Origin of the sequence: Acaricomes phytoseiuli DSM 14247, assembly GCF_000376245.1 — a bacterium.
GTDB lineage: Bacteria > Actinomycetota > Actinomycetes > Actinomycetales > Micrococcaceae > Renibacterium > Renibacterium phytoseiuli.
Genome location: NZ_AQXM01000048.1, coordinates 32,110 through 49,492, shown reverse-complemented (window position 1 = coordinate 49,492; position 17,383 = coordinate 32,110). Strand labels below are relative to the sequence as shown.

16 protein-coding genes, 1 tRNA gene and 1 pseudogene are annotated in these 17,383 nt (G+C 61.6%); 10 read left to right on the top strand and 8 right to left on the bottom strand.

Going from position 1 to position 17,383, the window contains the following annotated elements; translation table 11 throughout:
* The 3 genes and pseudogenes from C501_RS0103845 to istB form a co-directional block, all read left to right on the top strand.
* Window positions 1-247 (top strand): integrase core domain-containing protein (locus C501_RS0103845; RefSeq protein ID WP_018134313.1); only part of this gene is annotated, 247 nt, incomplete at its 5' end.
* Window positions 248-289: 42 nt separating this feature from the next.
* Window positions 290-658: pseudogene (locus tag C501_RS0103840) on the top strand (hypothetical protein); the annotation flags it as partial.
* Entirely contained in the window at window positions 655-1,476 is an 822-nt protein-coding gene (gene istB / locus C501_RS0103835) for an IS21-like element helper ATPase IstB (RefSeq protein ID WP_026174582.1), read from the top strand. The pseudogene C501_RS0103840 and the gene istB, both read left to right, overlap by 4 nt.
* Window positions 1,477-1,523: 47 nt before the next feature.
* Here the strand turns inward: istB and C501_RS13910 are convergent, their stop codons facing one another.
* Window positions 1,524-2,390, bottom strand: a complete 867-nt coding sequence (locus C501_RS13910; protein WP_245532395.1) for a S1 family peptidase — start codon at window positions 2,388-2,390, stop codon at window positions 1,524-1,526.
* A gap of 299 nt (window positions 2,391-2,689) precedes the next feature.
* Window positions 2,690-3,214: an SDR family NAD(P)-dependent oxidoreductase gene (locus C501_RS12420; protein ID WP_281098852.1), complete on the bottom strand. Its 525-nt coding sequence runs from the start codon at window positions 3,212-3,214 to the stop codon at window positions 2,690-2,692.
* Between the two features lie 155 nt (window positions 3,215-3,369).
* Here C501_RS12420 and C501_RS0103820 point away from each other — a divergent pair, with 155 nt between their 5' ends.
* Window positions 3,370-3,861 carry an HAD family hydrolase gene (locus C501_RS0103820; protein WP_156807611.1) on the top strand — a complete coding sequence of 164 codons (492 nt, stop codon included), beginning with the start codon at window positions 3,370-3,372 and terminating at the stop codon, window positions 3,859-3,861.
* Here C501_RS0103820 and C501_RS12415 read toward each other — a convergent pair.
* Both C501_RS12415 and C501_RS0103810 read right to left on the bottom strand, forming a co-directional pair.
* On the bottom strand, window positions 3,854-5,635 hold the full coding sequence (locus tag C501_RS12415; protein WP_018134307.1) for a BCCT family transporter: 1,782 nt from the start codon (window positions 5,633-5,635) through the stop codon (window positions 3,854-3,856). The two genes, C501_RS0103820 and C501_RS12415, sit on opposite strands and share 8 nt — an antisense overlap.
* Before the next feature lie 364 nt (window positions 5,636-5,999).
* A tRNA-Lys gene (locus C501_RS0103810) sits at window positions 6,000-6,072 on the bottom strand.
* Between the two features lie 104 nt (window positions 6,073-6,176).
* Here C501_RS0103810 and C501_RS0103805 point away from each other — a divergent pair.
* The 3 genes from C501_RS0103805 to C501_RS0103795 all read left to right on the top strand — a co-directional run bounded on the left by C501_RS0103805 (window position 6,177) and on the right by C501_RS0103795 (window position 8,828).
* Entirely contained in the window at window positions 6,177-6,806 is a 630-nt protein-coding gene (locus C501_RS0103805; protein ID WP_018134306.1) for a hypothetical protein, read from the top strand.
* A 317-nt stretch (window positions 6,807-7,123) separates the two neighbouring features.
* Entirely contained in the window at window positions 7,124-7,738 is a 615-nt protein-coding gene (locus C501_RS0103800; protein WP_018134305.1) for a DUF47 domain-containing protein, read from the top strand.
* Between the two features lie 67 nt (window positions 7,739-7,805).
* Window positions 7,806-8,828 carry an inorganic phosphate transporter gene (locus tag C501_RS0103795; protein ID WP_018134304.1) on the top strand — a complete coding sequence of 341 codons (1,023 nt, stop codon included), beginning with the start codon at window positions 7,806-7,808 and terminating at the stop codon, window positions 8,826-8,828.
* Here C501_RS0103795 and pstB read toward each other — a convergent pair whose 3' ends face one another.
* The 4 genes from pstB to pstS form a co-directional block, all read right to left on the bottom strand.
* Complete coding sequence (gene pstB, locus C501_RS0103790) at window positions 8,829-9,608, bottom strand: phosphate ABC transporter ATP-binding protein PstB (protein WP_018134303.1); 780 nt, start codon at window positions 9,606-9,608, stop codon at window positions 8,829-8,831.
* Window positions 9,609-9,649: 41 nt separating this feature from the next.
* Complete coding sequence (gene pstA, locus C501_RS0103785) at window positions 9,650-10,771, bottom strand: phosphate ABC transporter permease PstA (protein WP_018134302.1); 1,122 nt, start codon at window positions 10,769-10,771, stop codon at window positions 9,650-9,652.
* The gene (gene pstC, locus C501_RS0103780) at window positions 10,772-11,704 is read right to left on the bottom strand and encodes a phosphate ABC transporter permease subunit PstC (protein WP_026174581.1); all 933 of its coding nucleotides are present in this window, start codon (window positions 11,702-11,704) and stop codon (window positions 10,772-10,774) included.
* Between the two features lie 211 nt (window positions 11,705-11,915).
* Window positions 11,916-13,022 (bottom strand): phosphate ABC transporter substrate-binding protein PstS, encoded by a 1,107-nt coding sequence (gene pstS, locus C501_RS0103775; RefSeq protein ID WP_018134300.1) that lies wholly within the window; start codon window positions 13,020-13,022, stop codon window positions 11,916-11,918.
* A gap of 288 nt (window positions 13,023-13,310) precedes the next feature.
* On the opposite strand from pstS, the gene C501_RS0103770 reads away from it, so the two are divergent.
* The 3 genes from C501_RS0103770 (at window position 13,311) to disA (ending at window position 17,341) form a co-directional block, all read left to right on the top strand.
* Entirely contained in the window at window positions 13,311-14,459 is a 1,149-nt protein-coding gene (locus C501_RS0103770) for an FUSC family protein (protein ID WP_018134299.1), read from the top strand.
* Between the two features lie 67 nt (window positions 14,460-14,526).
* Complete coding sequence (gene radA, locus C501_RS0103765) at window positions 14,527-16,011, top strand: DNA repair protein RadA (protein ID WP_018134298.1); 1,485 nt, start codon at window positions 14,527-14,529, stop codon at window positions 16,009-16,011.
* 253 nt (window positions 16,012-16,264) lie between these two features.
* Window positions 16,265-17,341 (top strand): DNA integrity scanning diadenylate cyclase DisA, encoded by a 1,077-nt coding sequence (gene disA, locus C501_RS0103755; protein WP_018134296.1) that lies wholly within the window; start codon window positions 16,265-16,267, stop codon window positions 17,339-17,341.
* The last annotated feature ends 42 nt before the right edge of the window (window positions 17,342-17,383 follow it).

The window sequence follows — 17,383 nt, the reverse complement described above, 5'->3', positions numbered from 1 at the left end:
CAACGGCCTTATCGGCTCCATGGGCCGGTCCTACGGAGCTGGCGATAACGCGAGCATGGAGAGTTTCTTCAGCCTGCTTCAGAAGAACGTGCTCAACACGAGATGCTGGAACACTCGCGCTGACCTCCGCCTCGCGATCGTTTCCTGGATCGAAACGAAGTACAACCGAAGACGCCGGCAACGCGGCCTCGGCAAACTCACTCCCGTAGAGTTTGAGACGATCTACACGGACGCGAAAGCGGCCTGATCACCCCAAACCCCAACTGTCAACCAAACCCGGGGCAGACCCCTCTTGCTCCACCGCTCCATGACGGCAGCCGATGTTGAAGCCGGAATCCGTGCAGCATTAATCGTCAGCGCTATCAACGCTGACGTAGTCGCGGTAGAAGCACGAAGACACGCCGCAGCCCACCCCATAGCCGTGGCTGAGAGTGGGGCCGATGTGGATTGCCATCTGGTTACTCACGAAAAAGTAAACGTGCAGCGGGTTATCAGTCTCACTCAACGCCGTCTCACTGACCCGGCAGCAGTCATCGCCGGGTTACCGGCTGATAAGCGGCCGCTTCCTTCGGTTAACGCTTACGACGAGCTGCTCACCAAACGCCGACAAATCACCCAATCCACGCTAGAGATTCTTCGGAAGGACGACGCTTCATGACCGCAGCACCGACTACCACAGTCACCCCGCCGCTACGCAGACGTAGAGGACTCACAGACCAGGCAGCTATCGCCGCAGTTGACCAAGCCTGCCGACGCCTCCGGTTACCCACAATCAGGGCCGTGTTCGATGAAGCCATCGCTACCGCTAGCAAAGAACAGCTCTCCTACCAAGGTTTCCTAGCCGAACTGTTGTTGACAGAGTGCGATGACCGGGACCGGCGCTCCAGCATCCGTAGGGTCAAAGCAGCCGGCTTCCCTCGCGATAAATGGTTAGGCGATTTCGATTTCGAAGCGAACCCGAACATTCCCGAAGCCACGATCAACACTTTGGCGGCCGGTGACTGGATCCGTAAAGGCCAGCCCCTGTGCTTGATCGGGGATTCCGGAACCGGCAAATCCCATCTGCTCATCGGACTCGGCACAGCCGCAGCGGAAAAAGGATTCAGGGTCAAATACGTTCACGCCACCCGGCTAGTGAACGAACTCGTTGAAGCCGCCGACGAGCTTATCCTCGCAAAAACTATCGCCCGTTACGGGCGAGTAGACCTTCTATGCATTGACGAACTTGGTTACATGGAACTTGACCGCCGCGGAGCCGAGCTCCTCTTCCAAGTCCTCTCCGAACGCGAAGAGAAAGCCTCCGTCGCTATCGCTTCCAACGAAGCCTTCAGCGGGTGGACGAAAACCTTCACCGACCCCCGCCTATGCGCGGCGATCATCGACCGGCTCACCTTCAACGCCACCATCATCGAAACCGGAACCAACTCCTACCGCCTCGCTACTAGTAGAGGTAGGAAAGCCCCAACATCTTCGTAATGGTTGGGGCTTTCCTGCCTCTATGGCATCTACTGATGCATAGTTTTCTAGCGGTTCAATGAATTCTTGATTCGCTGACCATCACGGCTTTCGGCCAGGGTATCCCAAAGCTTGGCAGAACTCAGCGAGACATAGACACCGGGGGCACCCTGATCGCCGCAGCCAGCACCATATGAAACAACACCGGTCTGGTAGGCAGTATCACGACCGGGAATCTGTCGGAAGATCGGCCCCCCGCTATCACCTTGACAGGAGTCTTTCCCTTGAACCCCAGCACAGAAATTAACATCCGGATTGAAGGAATCGTAACTGATCTTGCACTCATCCTGGGAAAGAATCGGGACCTGAACCTGACGGAGCCGATCCGGGAAGTTCGATAATTCAGTATCGGTATTACCCCAACCAATCACTGTGGCTTTCTGGCCAGGCCGAAGCAACGCATCAGTTCCCTTGGTCGGCAACTTCACCGGAACAATCCCGGACACCGACCGATCAAGATACACGAAAGCAACATCGTAGGCAGCATCACCTTGTAGATACCTCGGATGAACAACTACCAGATCTTTCCCCAGCAGGCTAAGAACCCCCCGTTCAACGCCTTGATTCATATTGGAAAGCGCTGTGCGACCGACGACCACCGAAACACCAGCAGTATTCGGCACAGGCAGACCCGTCAACTCGTCCTGTGATGTCACGCAATGCGCAGCGGTCATCACCACACGCGGGGCTACCAGACTAGCCCCACAGAACGAACGACCCGAGAACTGTAAAGAAGCCATAAAAGGGTAAGCATCATTCGCCACAGCCTTACCACCAATAATCTTCGTCTGACTCAAAGCCTCAACATCATCCGGGGCAGCAGAAGCACCAGGAGCCCCGACCACACCTCCTAGAACAAGCAAAACACCCAGCATTAAAGCCACCTGGATCCTCACCCAACGAGACATCCTCACCGTCCTCTTCACGGGACTACAAGCAACCATGACGACCTCCTTCTATCACGAGACAATCCACAAGCCCCCGACACAACAGTCGGAAGTAAAACCCACTAAACCGGCTACCAGCCACAAATATCAACTCTTTCCGCAAAATGACCACACCAGAAGCCAAAAATAGCTACCCAACACGGCAGCACTACCGGGACTATCTGACTCACACCGAAAAGTGGGGCCAGAAAAAGTTGCCCTCCCGGGGCCAAAAACAGTTGACATATTCACCCCGGGCACAGCGCCAGCACCTTCACTCCTCTAGCCCCGTAGTGCAGATTCGCCCAGCGACTGAAGCTGACCGTCCAGGCCTTCGCCGCACCATAACTGGCACGAGGAAGAAAAGCGGCCACGCTCGCTACGTTGATGATACGGCCCGCACCTCTTTCCAGCATTCCCGGCAGCACCGCATGCATCAGGAGCATAGGTGTTCTGACATGCAGCTGCAGGTGGTCGGATTCAGACTGGACCGGATTGCGCTCAAAGGACTTGATCAGCCCGAAGCCGGCATTATTGACGAGCAGGGAGATTGGATCAGCCGTACGGCTGATCCGGTCCGTCACTACGGCGATTCCCTCTTCCGCGACCAGGTCGGCGGCAATCGCCTCCACCCGTACGCCGTATTCATCTTGTAGACGCTCCGCCAAGGCCCACAGGCGTTCTGCATCCCGGGCGACGAGCGCCGGGTCATATTTCGCGGCGGCAAGCTGACGGGCGAACTCGGCCCCCAGCCCCTCAGTAGCATCCGTGATCAGTGCGCGTTCATTCGTGACCCCATGCTAGGTACCGTGACCCGGTAAGACCAGGGCCAACCGGGCAGCCATCAGACCTGGGTCGGAGAAGAAAACGGAAATTCCCCTCCCCGGGCCTGATCCCGGTGCCGCGGCCAGTGCCTAGGCTGACAAGCATGAAGAAAATGATCCTCACCGCGCCAGTAATAGCCCTCTCCCTCACCGTCACCGGCTGTGGGGCTTTTGAGAACAACGCCGATAAAACGGAGACCAAAACCTACGATCGCGGGAGCGATGCCAATAACGGCCAGGAGCTGGCGAGCTGGATTCCCGATGACGCCAGAGATATCCGCTTACTCCTGCGCACCACCGGAAACGAACGCATTCTCGCCATGCGCAACACGGAGATCCCCAATAGCTGCACGCCCGTCGCCGCCGGACAGCAGCCGCGATCGGGAGACGACACGGATAGCCAGTGGAAAGCCGACGAATTCGTCACTACCCCGCCTACCCTGAGCGCGGATTGGTGGCCTCAGGGCATCGAGCAGAAAGCCAGCGCGATCTGCGGCAAGTGGTGGGTCACCGTGCAGGACGGGGCCACCTATGCCTATTCGCCCGAACGGACCCGGGTGGTGGAAAATCTGAACATCAAACAGCCGACTAAGTAGTTCCCGAACCGCTTGGCCCACCCCCTGGCTTCCGCTCCGTTGGAGCCGAACCCTCGGCTTCCGTAAGAGATGGGACCAGGGGAAGCTCAGACGTGGCGAAGCGCTCCGTGAACTGAGCCTCTACAGCCTCCGCCACCTGCTCGTTGATCCGATCTTCCAGGTGCTCCTCGTAATGCTCTTGCACTGAGTCCTGGAGCTGATCGTTCACGTGTTCGGTGACCTGCTCGGTGACATGGGCCGCGATCTCCTTGCGGACCAGCCGGCGCTGCACCCAGAGCAGATGCTGATGCTCATGGTGGAACGCCCGAACCGTGGCCACGCACATCAGGATGATCACGACGCTGAAGGGCAACGCCGTAAGAATCGCGGCTGTCTGAATCGCTTGCAGCCCATTGGCTACCAGTAAGGCGATCGCCACAGCTGCTGCCGCGAGCGCCCAGAAGATCCGCAGCCAGCGGCGAGGCTCGGTGTCACCACCGGTGGAGATCATACCCATCACGAGGGCACCAGAATCAGCGGAGGTGATGAAGAAGATGCCGATCAGCAACACCGCGCCGATCGTGAGGAAAGCTCCGCCGGGCAGGTCGGCCAGGAGCGCGAAGAGCGCTCCTTCGGTATCCACCGAGCCATCCGGGCCGACCAGACCGCCCCGTCCGAAGAGTTCTCGGAACAGCGCTGCACCGCCCAGTACGGCGAACCAGAGGAAGCCAAGAGCCGTGGGAACCAGCAGGACGCCTGCCACGAATTCGCGAACGCTACGGCCCTTGGAGATCCGCGCGATGAAGATACCGACGAAGGGCGCCCAGGAGATCCACCAGCCCCAGTAGAACGTGGTCCATGCCGCTTGCCAGGCCTCGCCTTCCGCACCCGAAAAAGCAAGAGTGTTGAAGGTCAGGCCGATGACGTTCTGCAAGTAGTTGCCGATGGACTGCACGAATTCGCGGAGCAGGAACAGGGTCGGCCCGGTGAAGAGCACGAAGAGCATAAAGAGGCCGGCCAGGATCAGGTTCGTGTTCGAAAGCCATTTCATGCCCTTGCCCACTCCAGAGACCACCGAGAGGATCGTCAAGGTGATGATGCCAAGGATCAGCCCGATCTGAGTCTGCTGGGTGGCCGCGAGGATATTGGCTTCATCAAGGCCCGCTGAGATCTGCAGGACGCCCAGGCCCAGGGAGGTGGCAACGCCGAAGAGCGTGCCGACCAGAGCCACGGTATCGATGAGATTGCCCCAGCCGCCGGAAACCCGTTTGGCACCTAGAAGCGGCTCCAGCGTCCAGCGGATAGAAATCGGCCGGCGCTTGCGGTGCACGGCATAGGCGATAGAAACGCCGACCACCACATAGATCGCCCAGGCATGCACGCCCCAGTGCAGATAGGTCTGAGTCATCGCCTGCTGAGCGAGCTCCACCGGGCTACCAGTAGACCCGGGCCGGGGCGAGGCGAAGTGGTTGAGTGGTTCGGCCACACCGAAAAAGACCAAGCCGATGCCCATACCCGCAGCGAAAAGCAGGGCGAACCAGGACATGAGGGAGAATTCCGGCTTATCCTCATCCTGACCGAGCTTGATATCGCCATAACGGCTCAGGCCGATCCATAGCGCGAAGGCGATGAATACCGCAACGGCGGCAACGTAATACCAACCGAACCATTTGATGACGTTGGCCTGCATCACGCTGAACAGCTCAGTGGCGTTATCCGGGAAAAGCGTGGCGTATAAAACGAAAAGAACGATGATGACTGCGGCAGGGCCGAAGACCCATCGGGCCAGGGGCATCCTGCCCTCCTTCGCAGTACTGGCCCCCCGCTGTAAGTGCCTCTCAGCCTTGGGTTTACCTTGCGCGGTAGACATGGCGTTAAGTTGCTCCTCTTGCGCGTTCCTTCGCGCTCAGACTACGTAGGTCACTCGGCCCATCCTACCCAAATAAGGAAAAATCATTGGTTTTTGCCATGAAATCACTGTTAGATGACCTAAATCACTGTCATCGCTTCAGCATAATTACGCGGTCTGCATTTCAGAACTGGCCAGTAAAAATAAGATAAAAAGCTTATTTTTACTGGGACCAGAGCGTATTGTGCTTAATTTTCATCGAGAATTCGCGAGGACGTGCGCCGGGAATGATCACCGGCACTGCGTTGAGTGCGCCCTGAGGGGCTCGAACCCTCGACCCACGGATTAAAAGTCCGATGCTCTACCAACTGAGCTAAAGGCGCAGACTCACTCATATGAATAAGCCATATCCACTTTAGCGCACGCTCCCGCACGGCAGTGAATCAGCTCCCTCGACGGCCCCGCACGGCAGGAGTATCGTCGGGGCATGAGCGAAGATGTGCCCAGACCGCATAAGCCGATTCCGCTAGGAGATTTCGCTGCCTTCGATGGCGGCGCGGACCCGGCGCGGGTCTCCGAAGCAGCCCATCTGGCAGCGCGCGCCCTGGTGAGCAAAGGGCGCAGCAGTGATGATCCAGAGGTCACCGAAAGACTCGTGCGCTTGGCCGATCAGCAGGGCCTCGAAGCGATCGCTGAGATGTGGGCCGAGTCACCTGCGCGCTCACTGCCCGGAGTGCTCTGGCGACTCTACGCGCTGCGCGCCGCGACGCAGCATGAAACCGAACGGGTCGCAGTCTATTTCGCACAGGGAAAAGACACCGCGCAGGTCTCCCATGTAATAGCCGGTGTGGCTGAGCCTCCAGGAGCCGAAGAACTCAAGGCCATGGCCGATGCCGTTCTCTCTGGAGCCTTCGACGGTGACTTCGATGTTGCGCTGGAACGCACCGCAGCATTCTGCAGAGTGGTCTCCCTCGGCCAGACCAGGGTCGCCGATGCGCGGGAGATCAGCAACGCGGAGCATGCGAGCAAACTCACGCATAGCGCCCAGCGACTCCTGCGCACCGCTGAAGACCTCGAGTTCGCAGCTAAAGCCTGGCGACACGGCGAACTCGACTGAGTCGGCGCTGAACGATGCTAATCTTCACCTTTACTGATCTTCGTTTGTTCGCGTGTTTATCTGGGTTTCGTTGACATCGGACCGGCACCCGCGGGAAAATAGAGGTAGTGCCGGACCGTGGAACCCCCGGGCTCCAACATTTAGCCGCTTCGAGCGGCCACACGCCGAGAGGCGCTCCCGGTCCGGCACCACAATCTTTCTGAATCCGATCAATTCCTCCTCGGACCCCGGCTGATGGCATTGCTGAGCCAATTCACAGCGACTCTGTAAGATGTCCTTGAGATGACACATTCTGAGGAGCCGGATTCGGGGCAGCCATGAAATTCCGCCTTTTCCCTAAGGAACGCAACGGGCTGAAAATACTCTCCGAGATGGCCGGGCAACTCGTCTCCGGGGTGCAGCTGCTTTCGGAAATGTTCGGGACTTCGCGCTCCGGTTATGTTCCGCTGGCAGAGCAGATCCACGGCCACGAGACTCACTCGACGAACCTGCTGTACAGCCTGCTGACACATATCCGCAGCAGTTTCATCAGCCCGCTGCCGCGAGAGGACATCTATGCCCTCTCCAGGGTGCTGCACGAAGCGATGGGAAAGCTCGACGCGGCCGCAGAGCTGCTGGTGATCTACCGAATCGACCGGATACCCCGCCGTGCCACCGAGCAGCTCGAAGTCATCGGACGGCAAGCCGAACTGACCGTTACCGCGATGCGGGCGCTCGATGACCTCGACGGCCTGGAAGACTACTGGCTGGAAATGATCCGCCTCTCTCAGCGCGCTGAACACACGCACCGCAAATATCTGGCAGAGCTCCTAGATCCCAAGCCCAACAGCTACTTGAAGCACCGGGAGCTCGCCCTGCAGCTGGTCGAGACCACCCGGGACTTCAGACGCCTGGCCACTCAAGTCGGCGGCATCATCGTCAAGGAATCATGAGCGCACCGGACAAGGGGCTGAGCCGAGCAAGAGCAGCAGATACCACGACGACAGCGAAGTCGCTGCCGTGACCATTGTCTTCCTATCGCTGGTGCTGCTTCTGGCCGCAGGCTTCACCGTGCTCAACGGGCTGCGGGATGCCGCCTCCACGGTCGCCGTGGCAGTGCGCACTCGCGCGCTGACCCCTACTATCGCGATCCTGCTCGCGGCGATCTTCAACTTCATCGGTGCCGCCCTGAGCACCGGTTTCGCGGCCAGTTTGAGGGATCAACTCTTCATCATGCGGCCCGGTGTAGAAGGCCTGGCGATCCTGCTCGGGGCGTTTTGCGCGGCCCTGGCTTGGGGCCTATGGCAGTGGCGGATAGGGTACCCCTCATCCTCTACGCATGCCCTGATCGGCGGTATCGCCGGCGCTTCCGGAGCGGCCGTCCTCAAAGGGCACCCCCCCTTGGAGGGGCTGATGCCGATGGTGCTGACCCTCGTCGTGCTCCCGCTGCTGCTCTCCCCCGTGATCGCCTTCGTGGTGGCCTATCTCTTGGTCTTCCCTGTGGCGTGGCTGACCCGCTATGCGCAGCACGGCACGGTGCAGCGCAAATTCCGGCAAGCCCAGGCCGTGACCACGAGCGCACTCGCCCTGGGCCACGGCCTGCAGGACAGCGCCCGGATCGTCGCGGTTCTAGCCTTCGCACTGGCTGCCGCCGGGCTACCCTCCGGCACGGAAGACGGCAGTCAGCTGATGGCCTGGCTGGCTATCGGCGTGGGTCTGCTGCTCACCGCGGGGACGCTCCTGGGCGGCTGGCGCATCGCCTATACCCTGAGCAGCAAACTGATCCGCGTGGACCCGATGCGAGGCATGGTCTCCCAAGCGGTGAGCTCGGTGATACTTCTGGTTGGCGCGATTGGGATGCACCTGCCTCTGGCCACCACCCAGCTGAGTACCGCGGGAATCACCGGAGCCGGGGCCCATCAGGGCTTCGCGAGGATCAACCTGTGGCTGGGCGGCAAGATCTTCGGGGCCTGGCTGCTGACGCCTGTGGCCTGCGGGCTCGGCGCAGCGGTCGTCTACCTCGCGGTCTCCCCGCTACTGTGATCAGCCGAAGCGACCGGAGACGTAATCCTCCGTCGCCTTCACCGAAGGGTTGTTGAAGATCGTCGCGGTCTCGTCGTACTCGATGAGCTTGCCGGGCTTGCCGGTGCCCGCGATATTGAAGAACGCGGTTTTATCCGAAACGCGTGCCGCCTGCTGCATATTGTGGGTCACGATCACCACGGTGTAGGACTCTTTGAGCTCGTTGATGAGATCCTCAACCGCCAGAGTGGAGATCGGATCCAGGGCCGAGCAGGGCTCGTCCATCAAGATCACCTGCGGCTGAACCGCAATGGCCCTAGCGATGCAGAGCCGCTGCTGCTGGCCGCCGGAGAGCCCGGAGCCCGGCTTCGCTAAACGATCCTTGACCTCGTTCCAGAGGTTGGCCCCGCGCAGCGAGCGCTCCACGAGCTCATCGGCCTCGCCCTTGGAGATGCGCTTATTGTTCAGCCGCACTCCGGCCAGGACGTTGTCCCTGATGGACATCGTCGGGAAGGGGTTGGGACGCTGGAAGACCATGCCCACCTGAGTTCGCACGACCACCGGGTCCACCCCGGGAGCGTAGAGATTTTCCCCGTCCAGGAGCACTTCGCCTTTCACGGTGGCCCCCGAGATCACCTCGTGCATCCGGTTCAGGGTGCGCAGGAACGTCGATTTACCGCAGCCGGAGGGCCCGATGAAGGCAGTGACGGCTTTCGGCTCGATGCTGATGTTCACATCCTCGACGGCCAGGAAATTGCCATAGTAGACGTTGAGGTCCGTCACGTCGATACGCTTTGACATGGTCTGTCCTTGAATCCTTTGACAGCTAGATGGCTACTGGTTCAGCGCCCGGTTTTAGGGGCGAAGATACGGGCGATGACTCGGGCGATGAGATTGAGCAGCATCACCATGATGATCAGCACCAGGGCGGCAGCCCAGGCGCGCTGTTCAGAGGGCTCGATGGTCGTCGGGGACGTCGGGTTGAGGATCTGAGTGTAGATGAAGGTCGGCAGAGACGCCATCCATCCGGCGAAGACGTTGAAGTTGATCGCCGTGGCAAACCCCGCCGTTACCAGGATCGGCGCGGTCTCCCCGATGACCCGGGCGATAGCCAGCGTCACTCCGGAGGCGATACCGGAGATCGCAGTGGGAATAACCACCTTCGTGATGGTGCGCCATTTGCGCACCCCCAACGCGTAACTGGCTTCGCGCAGCTCATTGGGCACGATCTTGAGCATCTCCTCCGAAGAGCGCACGACCACGGGGATCATGAGCACCGAAAGCGCCACTGCGGCGACGAAACCGGTTTTGGTCCCCGGGCCGAAGAGCAGCCCGAAGAGCGCCACAGCGAAAAGACCCGCGACGATCGAGGGGATGCCGGTCATCACGTCGATGAAGAAGGTGATGGCACGCGAAAGCGGGCCGTTCTTGGCGTACTCCACCAGGTAGATCGAGGTCAGCAGACCCACCGGCACCGAGATCAGTGTGGCCCAGACAGTGATCTGCAAGGTACCGACGATCGCGTGATAGGCGCCACCGAGAACGGGGCCGCCCGTCGCGGTGGCGTTGTCTTCGACACCGGTGACCCCGTACATCGACGTAGTCAGGAAGCCAGGGGTGAGCAAGCCGGGCACGCCGCGCTGCAGCACTGTCCAGATCACGGAGATCAGAGGTAGCAATGCGATCAGGAAAGCGCCGTAGACCAGGAAGGTCACGAACTTATTCGAAGCCTGGCGACGGCCTTCTACACGCCAGGTCAGCAACGTGGCAGAGATGACGAAAATCAGCGCCGTGAAGATCGCGAAGAACACGATATCGAAACCGACCAAAGCGGAGCAGGCCGCACCGAGAATCGCGGAGACCCCTGCGACCACCCAGAGCGCATAGGACGGCAGCTGCCCCCGGGTGAGCGAAGAGCGCCGGACTGCCAGGGCCGGCGGCTGCGGGTTCTGGGTCTGGACCATCTAGTTAGCTCCCGAGAATTCTTTGTGCCGGCTGATGATCCAGCGCGCGATCATGTTCACGATGAGGGTGATCACGAAGAGCACCAGGCCGGCGGCAATCAGTTCGTTGAGGCGAAGCCCGAAAGCCTCCGGGAAGTTCAGGGCAATTTCCGCCGCGATGGTCTGATTGCCGGTGCGGATCAGGCTCGCGATGAGCGGGCCCGCGGAGAGCACCAGGGCCACCGCCATAGTCTCGCCCAGAGCCCGACCCAGGCCCAGCATGATCGCGCTGATGATTCCGGGGCGGCCGAAAGGCAGCACGGCGGTCTTGATCATCTCCCAGCGGGTGGCCCCCAACGCCAGGGCCGCTTCTTCGTGCAGGGTGGGGGTCTGCAGGAAGATCTCACGGCAGAGCGAGGTGATGATGGGCGTGATCATCACCGCCAGCACAATACCCGCAGTCAGCATGGTGCGCCCGGTATTGGACGCCGGGCCGGCAAAGATGGGGATCCAGCCCGCATTCTCGGCCAGCCATTCATACGGCCCGGTCAGCTGCGGAGCCAAGAATGCCACGCCCCAGGCACCGTAGACGACGGAAGGAATCGCGGCGAGCAGGTCCACGAGATAGCCCAGGCCCTGAGCCAGCTTGCGGGGCGCGAAATGCGAGATGAAGAGCGCCACTCCGATGGACACCGGAGTGGCCAGCAGCAAGGCGATCGCGGCGGCGATCAGGGTGCCGATGATCAGCGGGAAGACGTAGAGGAGGAATCCTTCATTGCCCGACGCTTCTTCCGGACTGGCCAGGAATGCCGGCATGGCCTGCCAGAGCAGGAAGACCGCGACCATGAACAGCACAGCCAGAATAAGGCATCCCGCGAAAAGGGCTGCGCCGGAGAAGATCTTATCCCCCACCCGGTCAGCGCGGGAACTGGTTGTCAGTGCTGGTGATGCCACTGAAAGTGCCCCCCGGAAAGGAGTCGTCGGTGCGATGGACTGTAAGCGTGCAAACCGCGTCAGGCTGCTGGGTTCACTGGCAGGGCCCCGGCTTGGGATCCGGGATGGTCGCTCTGCTCATCTCATACAGTATGAGCAGATCAGCCACGCTGTCCAAGCTCAGCGGGTGGCGAGCTCGGGCAGCGTGGCCAGCCTGGCTACTGGGTGTGCTCTAGGAAGCGACCTTGATGGAGTCGATCGCCTGCTGGGCCTGGCGGGTGAGGCTTTCCGAAAGCGGTGCGTTCTGTGCCGCCGCTGCGGCATCGGCCTGGCCCTGTTCGCTGACCACATAGTTGGCGAATGCCTTCACGAGGTCAACGGTGTTCTGATCCTGGTAGCTGCTGCAGTAGATCTGGTAGCTGACCAGAACCAGGGGGTACACCCCGGACTCAGTCGTCGTGCGGTCCAGATCGATCGCGATATCGTTCGCGGGGCGGTTGTCGACCACGCTCGAAACCTCTACGGCCTTAGCCGCGGCTTCGGGAGAGATGCTGACGAACTCGTCGCCGACCTTGATTCTCGCTGTACCCAGGCTGCCTACCGCAGAATCGTCGGCATAGGTGATGGCGCCTTCGGTCTGGGAGACCTGCCGGACCACACCGCTGGTGCCCTTGGCGTTCTCTCCGCCGATCGCGGAGGGCCAGTCCCCGCTGGGCTGATCCTTCCAGACATCGGGAGCGGCCTGGGAGAGGTAGTCGGTGAGGTTCTCCGTAGTTCCCGAATTATCGGAGCGGTGCACCGCGGTGATCTTGGTGGCCGGCAGATTTGCATCGGAGTTGAGTGCGGCGATTGCCGGATCGTCCCAACTCGTGATCTCACCGCGGAAAATCCGGGCCGTCGTCGCAGCGTCGAGCTTCAGATCGGTGACCCCGGGGAGGTTGTATGCAATAGCGATGGGCGAGATGTAGACCGGTACGTCGATGGCACCGCCCGGGCCGCAGACATTCTGGGACTCACTGAGCTCGGCGTCTTTGAGGTAGGCGTCGGAGCCCGCGAACTGGGCTGCTCCTCCAATGAGGGCTTTGCGCCCGGAGCCGGAACCATCGGGAGAGTACTGCACCTGAGCGCCCGAGTTGGCCTGGGAGAACTTGGTCTTCCAGGCGTCCATCGCGGAGTTCTGCGAAGACGCCCCCACGCCAGTGAGCATTCCGGTCACGCCGGATCCGCCAGGGCTGGAAGCGCCAGCACCGGGATTAGCGTTGTCAGTACCACAAGCAGTCAGTGCCAGAGTGCCGGCAGCGATGATCGCCGCAAGACGGCCATAGCGAAGAACCTTCACGTGTATGTGTCCCTTCCAGGGTCCTCAGAGCGGCTTCCGCATCATCCTGGAAGCCTTTGTTATCTGTTGTGCTTGAACTTCTTGAACTTCTTCATCCGTGCAGCGATTGGAACATCAGCGTTGCACCTCATCGAAAATACGGAGCGGAAGTAACGGGAGGCATCGGCCTTGGTGAACAGATGGTTAACAGAACCGGGCCACTAACCAAACTTAACCAGACCCGGATGCCGGAACAGCCGCAGGAAAGGGCGCCGGAAGATCCGCACCGGCCCTGACTAGACTTGAGCCATGCCCACCGTCAACGGGTCAACAGCTTCGGCCTTCCGGTTCCTGCGCGGGCACACCAGCATGGGGTTGCGCCGCAGCGGTCAGTCCGTGGTGCCCGCACTGCAGATGACCATCTGCGGGGTGGGGGCGTATGCTTTCGCCGCACTCGTGCTCGGCCACAGCCTGCCGATCTTCGCGGCGACCTCCGCACTGATTTCGCTGGGTTTCTCCCGCGACCCCAGGGTGCGCCGGGTGCTCGAAGTCGCCATCGGGGGCACCCTGGGCATCACGATGGGCGAGATGGTTCTGCTCAGCTTCGGCAACGGACTCTGGCAGGCCGCGATAGTCCTTTTCGCCTCGATCATGCTGGCCAGGTTCTTGGACGGCGGGGCGATCTTCGCCACTCAACTGGGGTTGCAGTCGATGCTCGTGATTCTCCTTCCCGAGCCGACCGGCGGGCCGTATACGCGCAGTGTGGATGCGGTGATTGGTGGCTGCTTCGCACTTCTGATCACTCTGCTGACGCCACGGGATCCACGGAAGGAGCCGCAGCAGGATGTGCGCAACCTGGTCAATGAACTGGCGGATGTGCTCCGGGAATGCTCCGCCGCATTGACCCGCAATGATGCCACCAAGGCCTGGCACGCTTTGATCCGCGCCCGGAACTGCCAGCCGTTGATCGATGCGATGCGCAATAGCCTGCAAGCTTCGGACGAAGTCGCCCGGATATCCCCCGCGTACCGGCGATTCCGCACTGAGTTGAGTTCTCTGGAGAGATCCCTGGAGCATCTCGACTTCGCCTTGCGCATCTGCCGCATCCTGGCTCGCAGGCTGAGCCCTGCGATCAATAACGCCTCGCTCAGCGATGCCGATTCGCAGCGACTGGCGGAGAGCCTCAACGATACAGCCAATGCGGTGGACCTCTTGGGGGTCGCCCTCTCGGAGCGACTGCATCGCAGCGATCAGGAGTCCAACCCCGATACGCCGGCGCGTCATGGCGTACGGGAAGAGCTGAGCCTGATCGCTATGACGCTCGACCCCCGTGACATCGGCCCGGGTCAGCCCGAGGCCGTCACGGTGCTGATGCTGCAGCGCTCGCTGACCATTGACCTGCTCATGGCCACAGGGCTCAGCGAAACCGAGGCGGGTGCCCTGCTGCCCCGGCTCTAGCGGCTTCAGGAAGCTCCGAGCAGAGCAGAAATCTCAAACTGTCGGCTGGAGTAGCTAGGCTCGATGCATGACATCCTCCATCGGCACCGGTTCCCGGGGCGCCAAGTCCGGCAGCCGGAAAGCCGGCGCCCAGCGCTCGGCCTATCGTTGCGCCGAATGCGGCTGGACCACCGCGAAATGGGTCGGCCGGTGCGGGGAATGCCAAGCCTGGGGCACAGTGACCGAAACCGGCGGCGCTCCGGCGCGCACCACTGCTGCCAGTCAGGTGGCGGTTCCGGCAGCGCGGATCACGGACGTCGATGCCACCACGGCCTCGGCTCTTCCTACCGGCGTGGATGAACTGGATCGGGTTCTCGGCGGGGGCGTGGTGCCCGGCGCGGTGATCCTACTGGCCGGGGAACCCGGGGTAGGTAAATCCACCCTGCTGATCGACGTCGCCTCCCGCTTCGCCAAACATCAGAACCGGCATCAGAACGCTCCGAGCCAGGCCGGAGAGCCCGCTACCGGCCAGACTCCAGGCCCGGTGCTCTATGTCACGGGAGAGGAATCAGCCGCTCAAGTGAAATTGCGGGCAGAGCGGATCGGAGCCCTCGCGGACACCCTGTACCTCTGCGCGGAGAATGACCTCGGCACGGTCCTAGGTCAGATCGAACAGCTCCAGCCGTCCTTGCTGATCGTCGACTCCGTGCAGACGCTGAGCAGCGCTGAGGTCGAGGGTTCAGCCGGCGGAGTGACTCAGGTGCGTGAAGTTGCAGCCTCCCTGATAGCCGTTGCGAAGCAAAGAGAAATGGCCACCCTTCTGGTGGGGCACGTCACCAAGGACGGCTCCATCGCCGGCCCCCGGCTACTGGAGCACCTGGTCGATGTGGTCTGCCAGTTCGAAGGCGAGCGGCACTCCCGGCTGCGTCTGCTGCGTGCGGTGAAGAACCGCTACGGGCCCACGGATGAAGTAGGCTGCTTCGACCTTCACGAGGATGGCATCGAAGGGCTCGCCGATCCGAGTGGTCTCTTCGTCTCCCGGACCAAAGAACCGGTTTCCGGAACCTGCATCACCGTGACGTTGGAAGGGCGTAGGCCCCTGGTGGCCGAAGTGCAGTCCCTGCTGGCGGCGAGCAGTGCAGCGCAGCCGCGGCGGGCGACGAGCGGCCTGGATTCAGCCCGGGTCGCCATGCTGCTGGCCGTCCTCCAACAACGGGCCGGTGCCGGGCTAAACGGCGAGGACTGCTATGTCGCGACGGTCGGCGGGGTCCGGTTGAGCGAACCGGCCACCGATCTTGCCATCGCGCTCTCCCTGGCGTCGGCGAAATCCGGGCGCGCGCTACCGCCCAAGCTCGTGGCCTTCGGTGAGGTGGGCCTGGCCGGTGAAGTGCGTCCGGTGCCCGGAATCAACCAGCGCATCCAAGAAGCGCACCGGCTCGGATTCAGCCACGCGATCGTACCCGCGAGCCCGCAAGGCCCAGGCCAGATCCCGGAAGGGTTCGCCGTCCGGCAAGTGCATCAGCTCGGCGAGGCCCTGGCTCTGCTCTTCCCGGCAACGGGCGAGAACGGGTGAGCTCGCGCCACCCATTCTCAGCAGCCCTGCGGATCGATCGTTCGGGTCGCTCTGCTACCGCTTAGACTATGAGTAGATCTGATGCGGCTATGAAGTCAGAGACGGCGCCCCGGTGCCAGAGCAGATCAGACCATCAGGACTCGGCGGCACGGCTTAAGCACTCCGACGATAGTTCTCAACGATGCCTTCCGTCCTGAGCAGCAGCATCCGGCTCATCAGGATGAGAAGGTGATTCGCAGCGGAAGGATGGACCATGGTTCGCAGCCCGGAGGAAGCCCTGCGCATCACGCTGGCCAGAGTGGCCCCTGGAACCCCTCTGCGCGACGGGCTGGAACGGATTCTGCGCGGGCGCACCGGTGCCCTCATCGTCCTGGGCTATGACCGTAGCGTCGAATCGCTCTGCTCCGGCGGTTTCGAGATCGATACCGAATTCGCGCCTACCCGGCTGCGCGAATTAGCGAAGATGGACGGGGCCATCGTCTGTGACCGGGACGCTGCCCGGATCCTGCGAGCCGGTGTGCAGTTGGTACCGGATCCGGCGATCGAGACCCAGGAATCCGGCACCCGGCACCGCACCGCGGAAAGAGTGGCCATCCAGACCGGACTGCCGGTGATCTCGGTGAGCCAGTCCATGCAGACCATCGCGCTCTACGTCCAGGGGCTGCGCTACGTCCTGGAAGGCTCAGAGAAAGTACTCGCCAGGGCGAATCAGGCGCTGGCCACCTTGGAACGCTACCGGGCGCGGCTGGACCAGGTGACCGCCTCGCTCTCCGCCCTAGAAATCGAAGCACTAGTCACGGTACGAGACGTCGTCGTCGTCCTGCAACGGCAGGAGATGGTGCGGAGGATCTCAGAGGAGATCAATCAGTATTTGCTGGAACTCGGTGATGACGGCCGCCTGCTGTCTCTGCAGATGGACGAGCTCACCGCCAGCCGGGACCGTGGGAGTGAACTGGTGATCCAGGACTACTCGCCGCAAGAACTCGATGCGGAGGAAATCGAAGCCGCAGTAGCCAGCCTGCAAGCCTTGAGCCCGACGGAACTCATCGACCTCAACCGGATTGCAACGACCACGGGGCTCGCCAACGCCTCCGGCTCCCTCGAAGCCCTCCTGCATCCGCGCGGTTACCGTTTGCTCGCAGGGTTCACCTCGCTTCCGCGGCTAGTCGCCGAACGGCTAGTCGAGCGCTTCGACGGCTTGCAGAATCTGATGGCGGCCAGTATCGAAGAACTCAGGGTCGTGGAAGGCATCGGCGAGCAGCGCGCCCGAGCCGTCCGGGAGGGGCTGTCCAGGATTGCCGAAGCGAGCCTGCTCGATCGCTTCCTCTAGTTTCATCTCGAATTGAGTCTCCAGACCGAGAGAAGTCAGGAG

What these genes read in the sequence shown, in the direction of transcription:
- C501_RS0103800 (WP_018134305.1), top strand. Translation starts at nt 7,124, where the DNA reads ATGAAATTCCGCCTTTTCCCTAAGGAACGCAACGGGCTGAAAATACTC.
- C501_RS0103805 (WP_018134306.1), top strand. Translation starts at nt 6,177, where the DNA reads ATGAGCGAAGATGTGCCCAGACCGCATAAGCCGATTCCGCTAGGAGAT.
- C501_RS0103820 (WP_156807611.1), top strand. Translation starts at nt 3,370, where the DNA reads ATGAAGAAAATGATCCTCACCGCGCCAGTAATAGCCCTCTCCCTCACC.
- pstA (WP_018134302.1), bottom strand. Translation starts at nt 10,771, where the DNA reads ATGGTCCAGACCCAGAACCCGCAGCCGCCGGCCCTGGCAGTCCGGCGC.
- C501_RS13910 (WP_245532395.1), bottom strand. Translation starts at nt 2,390, where the DNA reads ATGCTGGGTGTTTTGCTTGTTCTAGGAGGTGTGGTCGGGGCTCCTGGT.
- C501_RS0103770 (WP_018134299.1), top strand. Translation starts at nt 13,311, where the DNA reads ATGCCCACCGTCAACGGGTCAACAGCTTCGGCCTTCCGGTTCCTGCGC.
- radA (WP_018134298.1), top strand. Translation starts at nt 14,527, where the DNA reads ATGACATCCTCCATCGGCACCGGTTCCCGGGGCGCCAAGTCCGGCAGC.
- pstB (WP_018134303.1), bottom strand. Translation starts at nt 9,608, where the DNA reads ATGTCAAAGCGTATCGACGTGACGGACCTCAACGTCTACTATGGCAAT.
- C501_RS12415 (WP_018134307.1), bottom strand. Translation starts at nt 5,635, where the DNA reads ATGCCCCTGGCCCGATGGGTCTTCGGCCCTGCCGCAGTCATCATCGTT.
- disA (WP_018134296.1), top strand. Translation starts at nt 16,265, where the DNA reads ATGGTTCGCAGCCCGGAGGAAGCCCTGCGCATCACGCTGGCCAGAGTG.
- istB (WP_026174582.1), top strand. Translation starts at nt 655, where the DNA reads ATGACCGCAGCACCGACTACCACAGTCACCCCGCCGCTACGCAGACGT.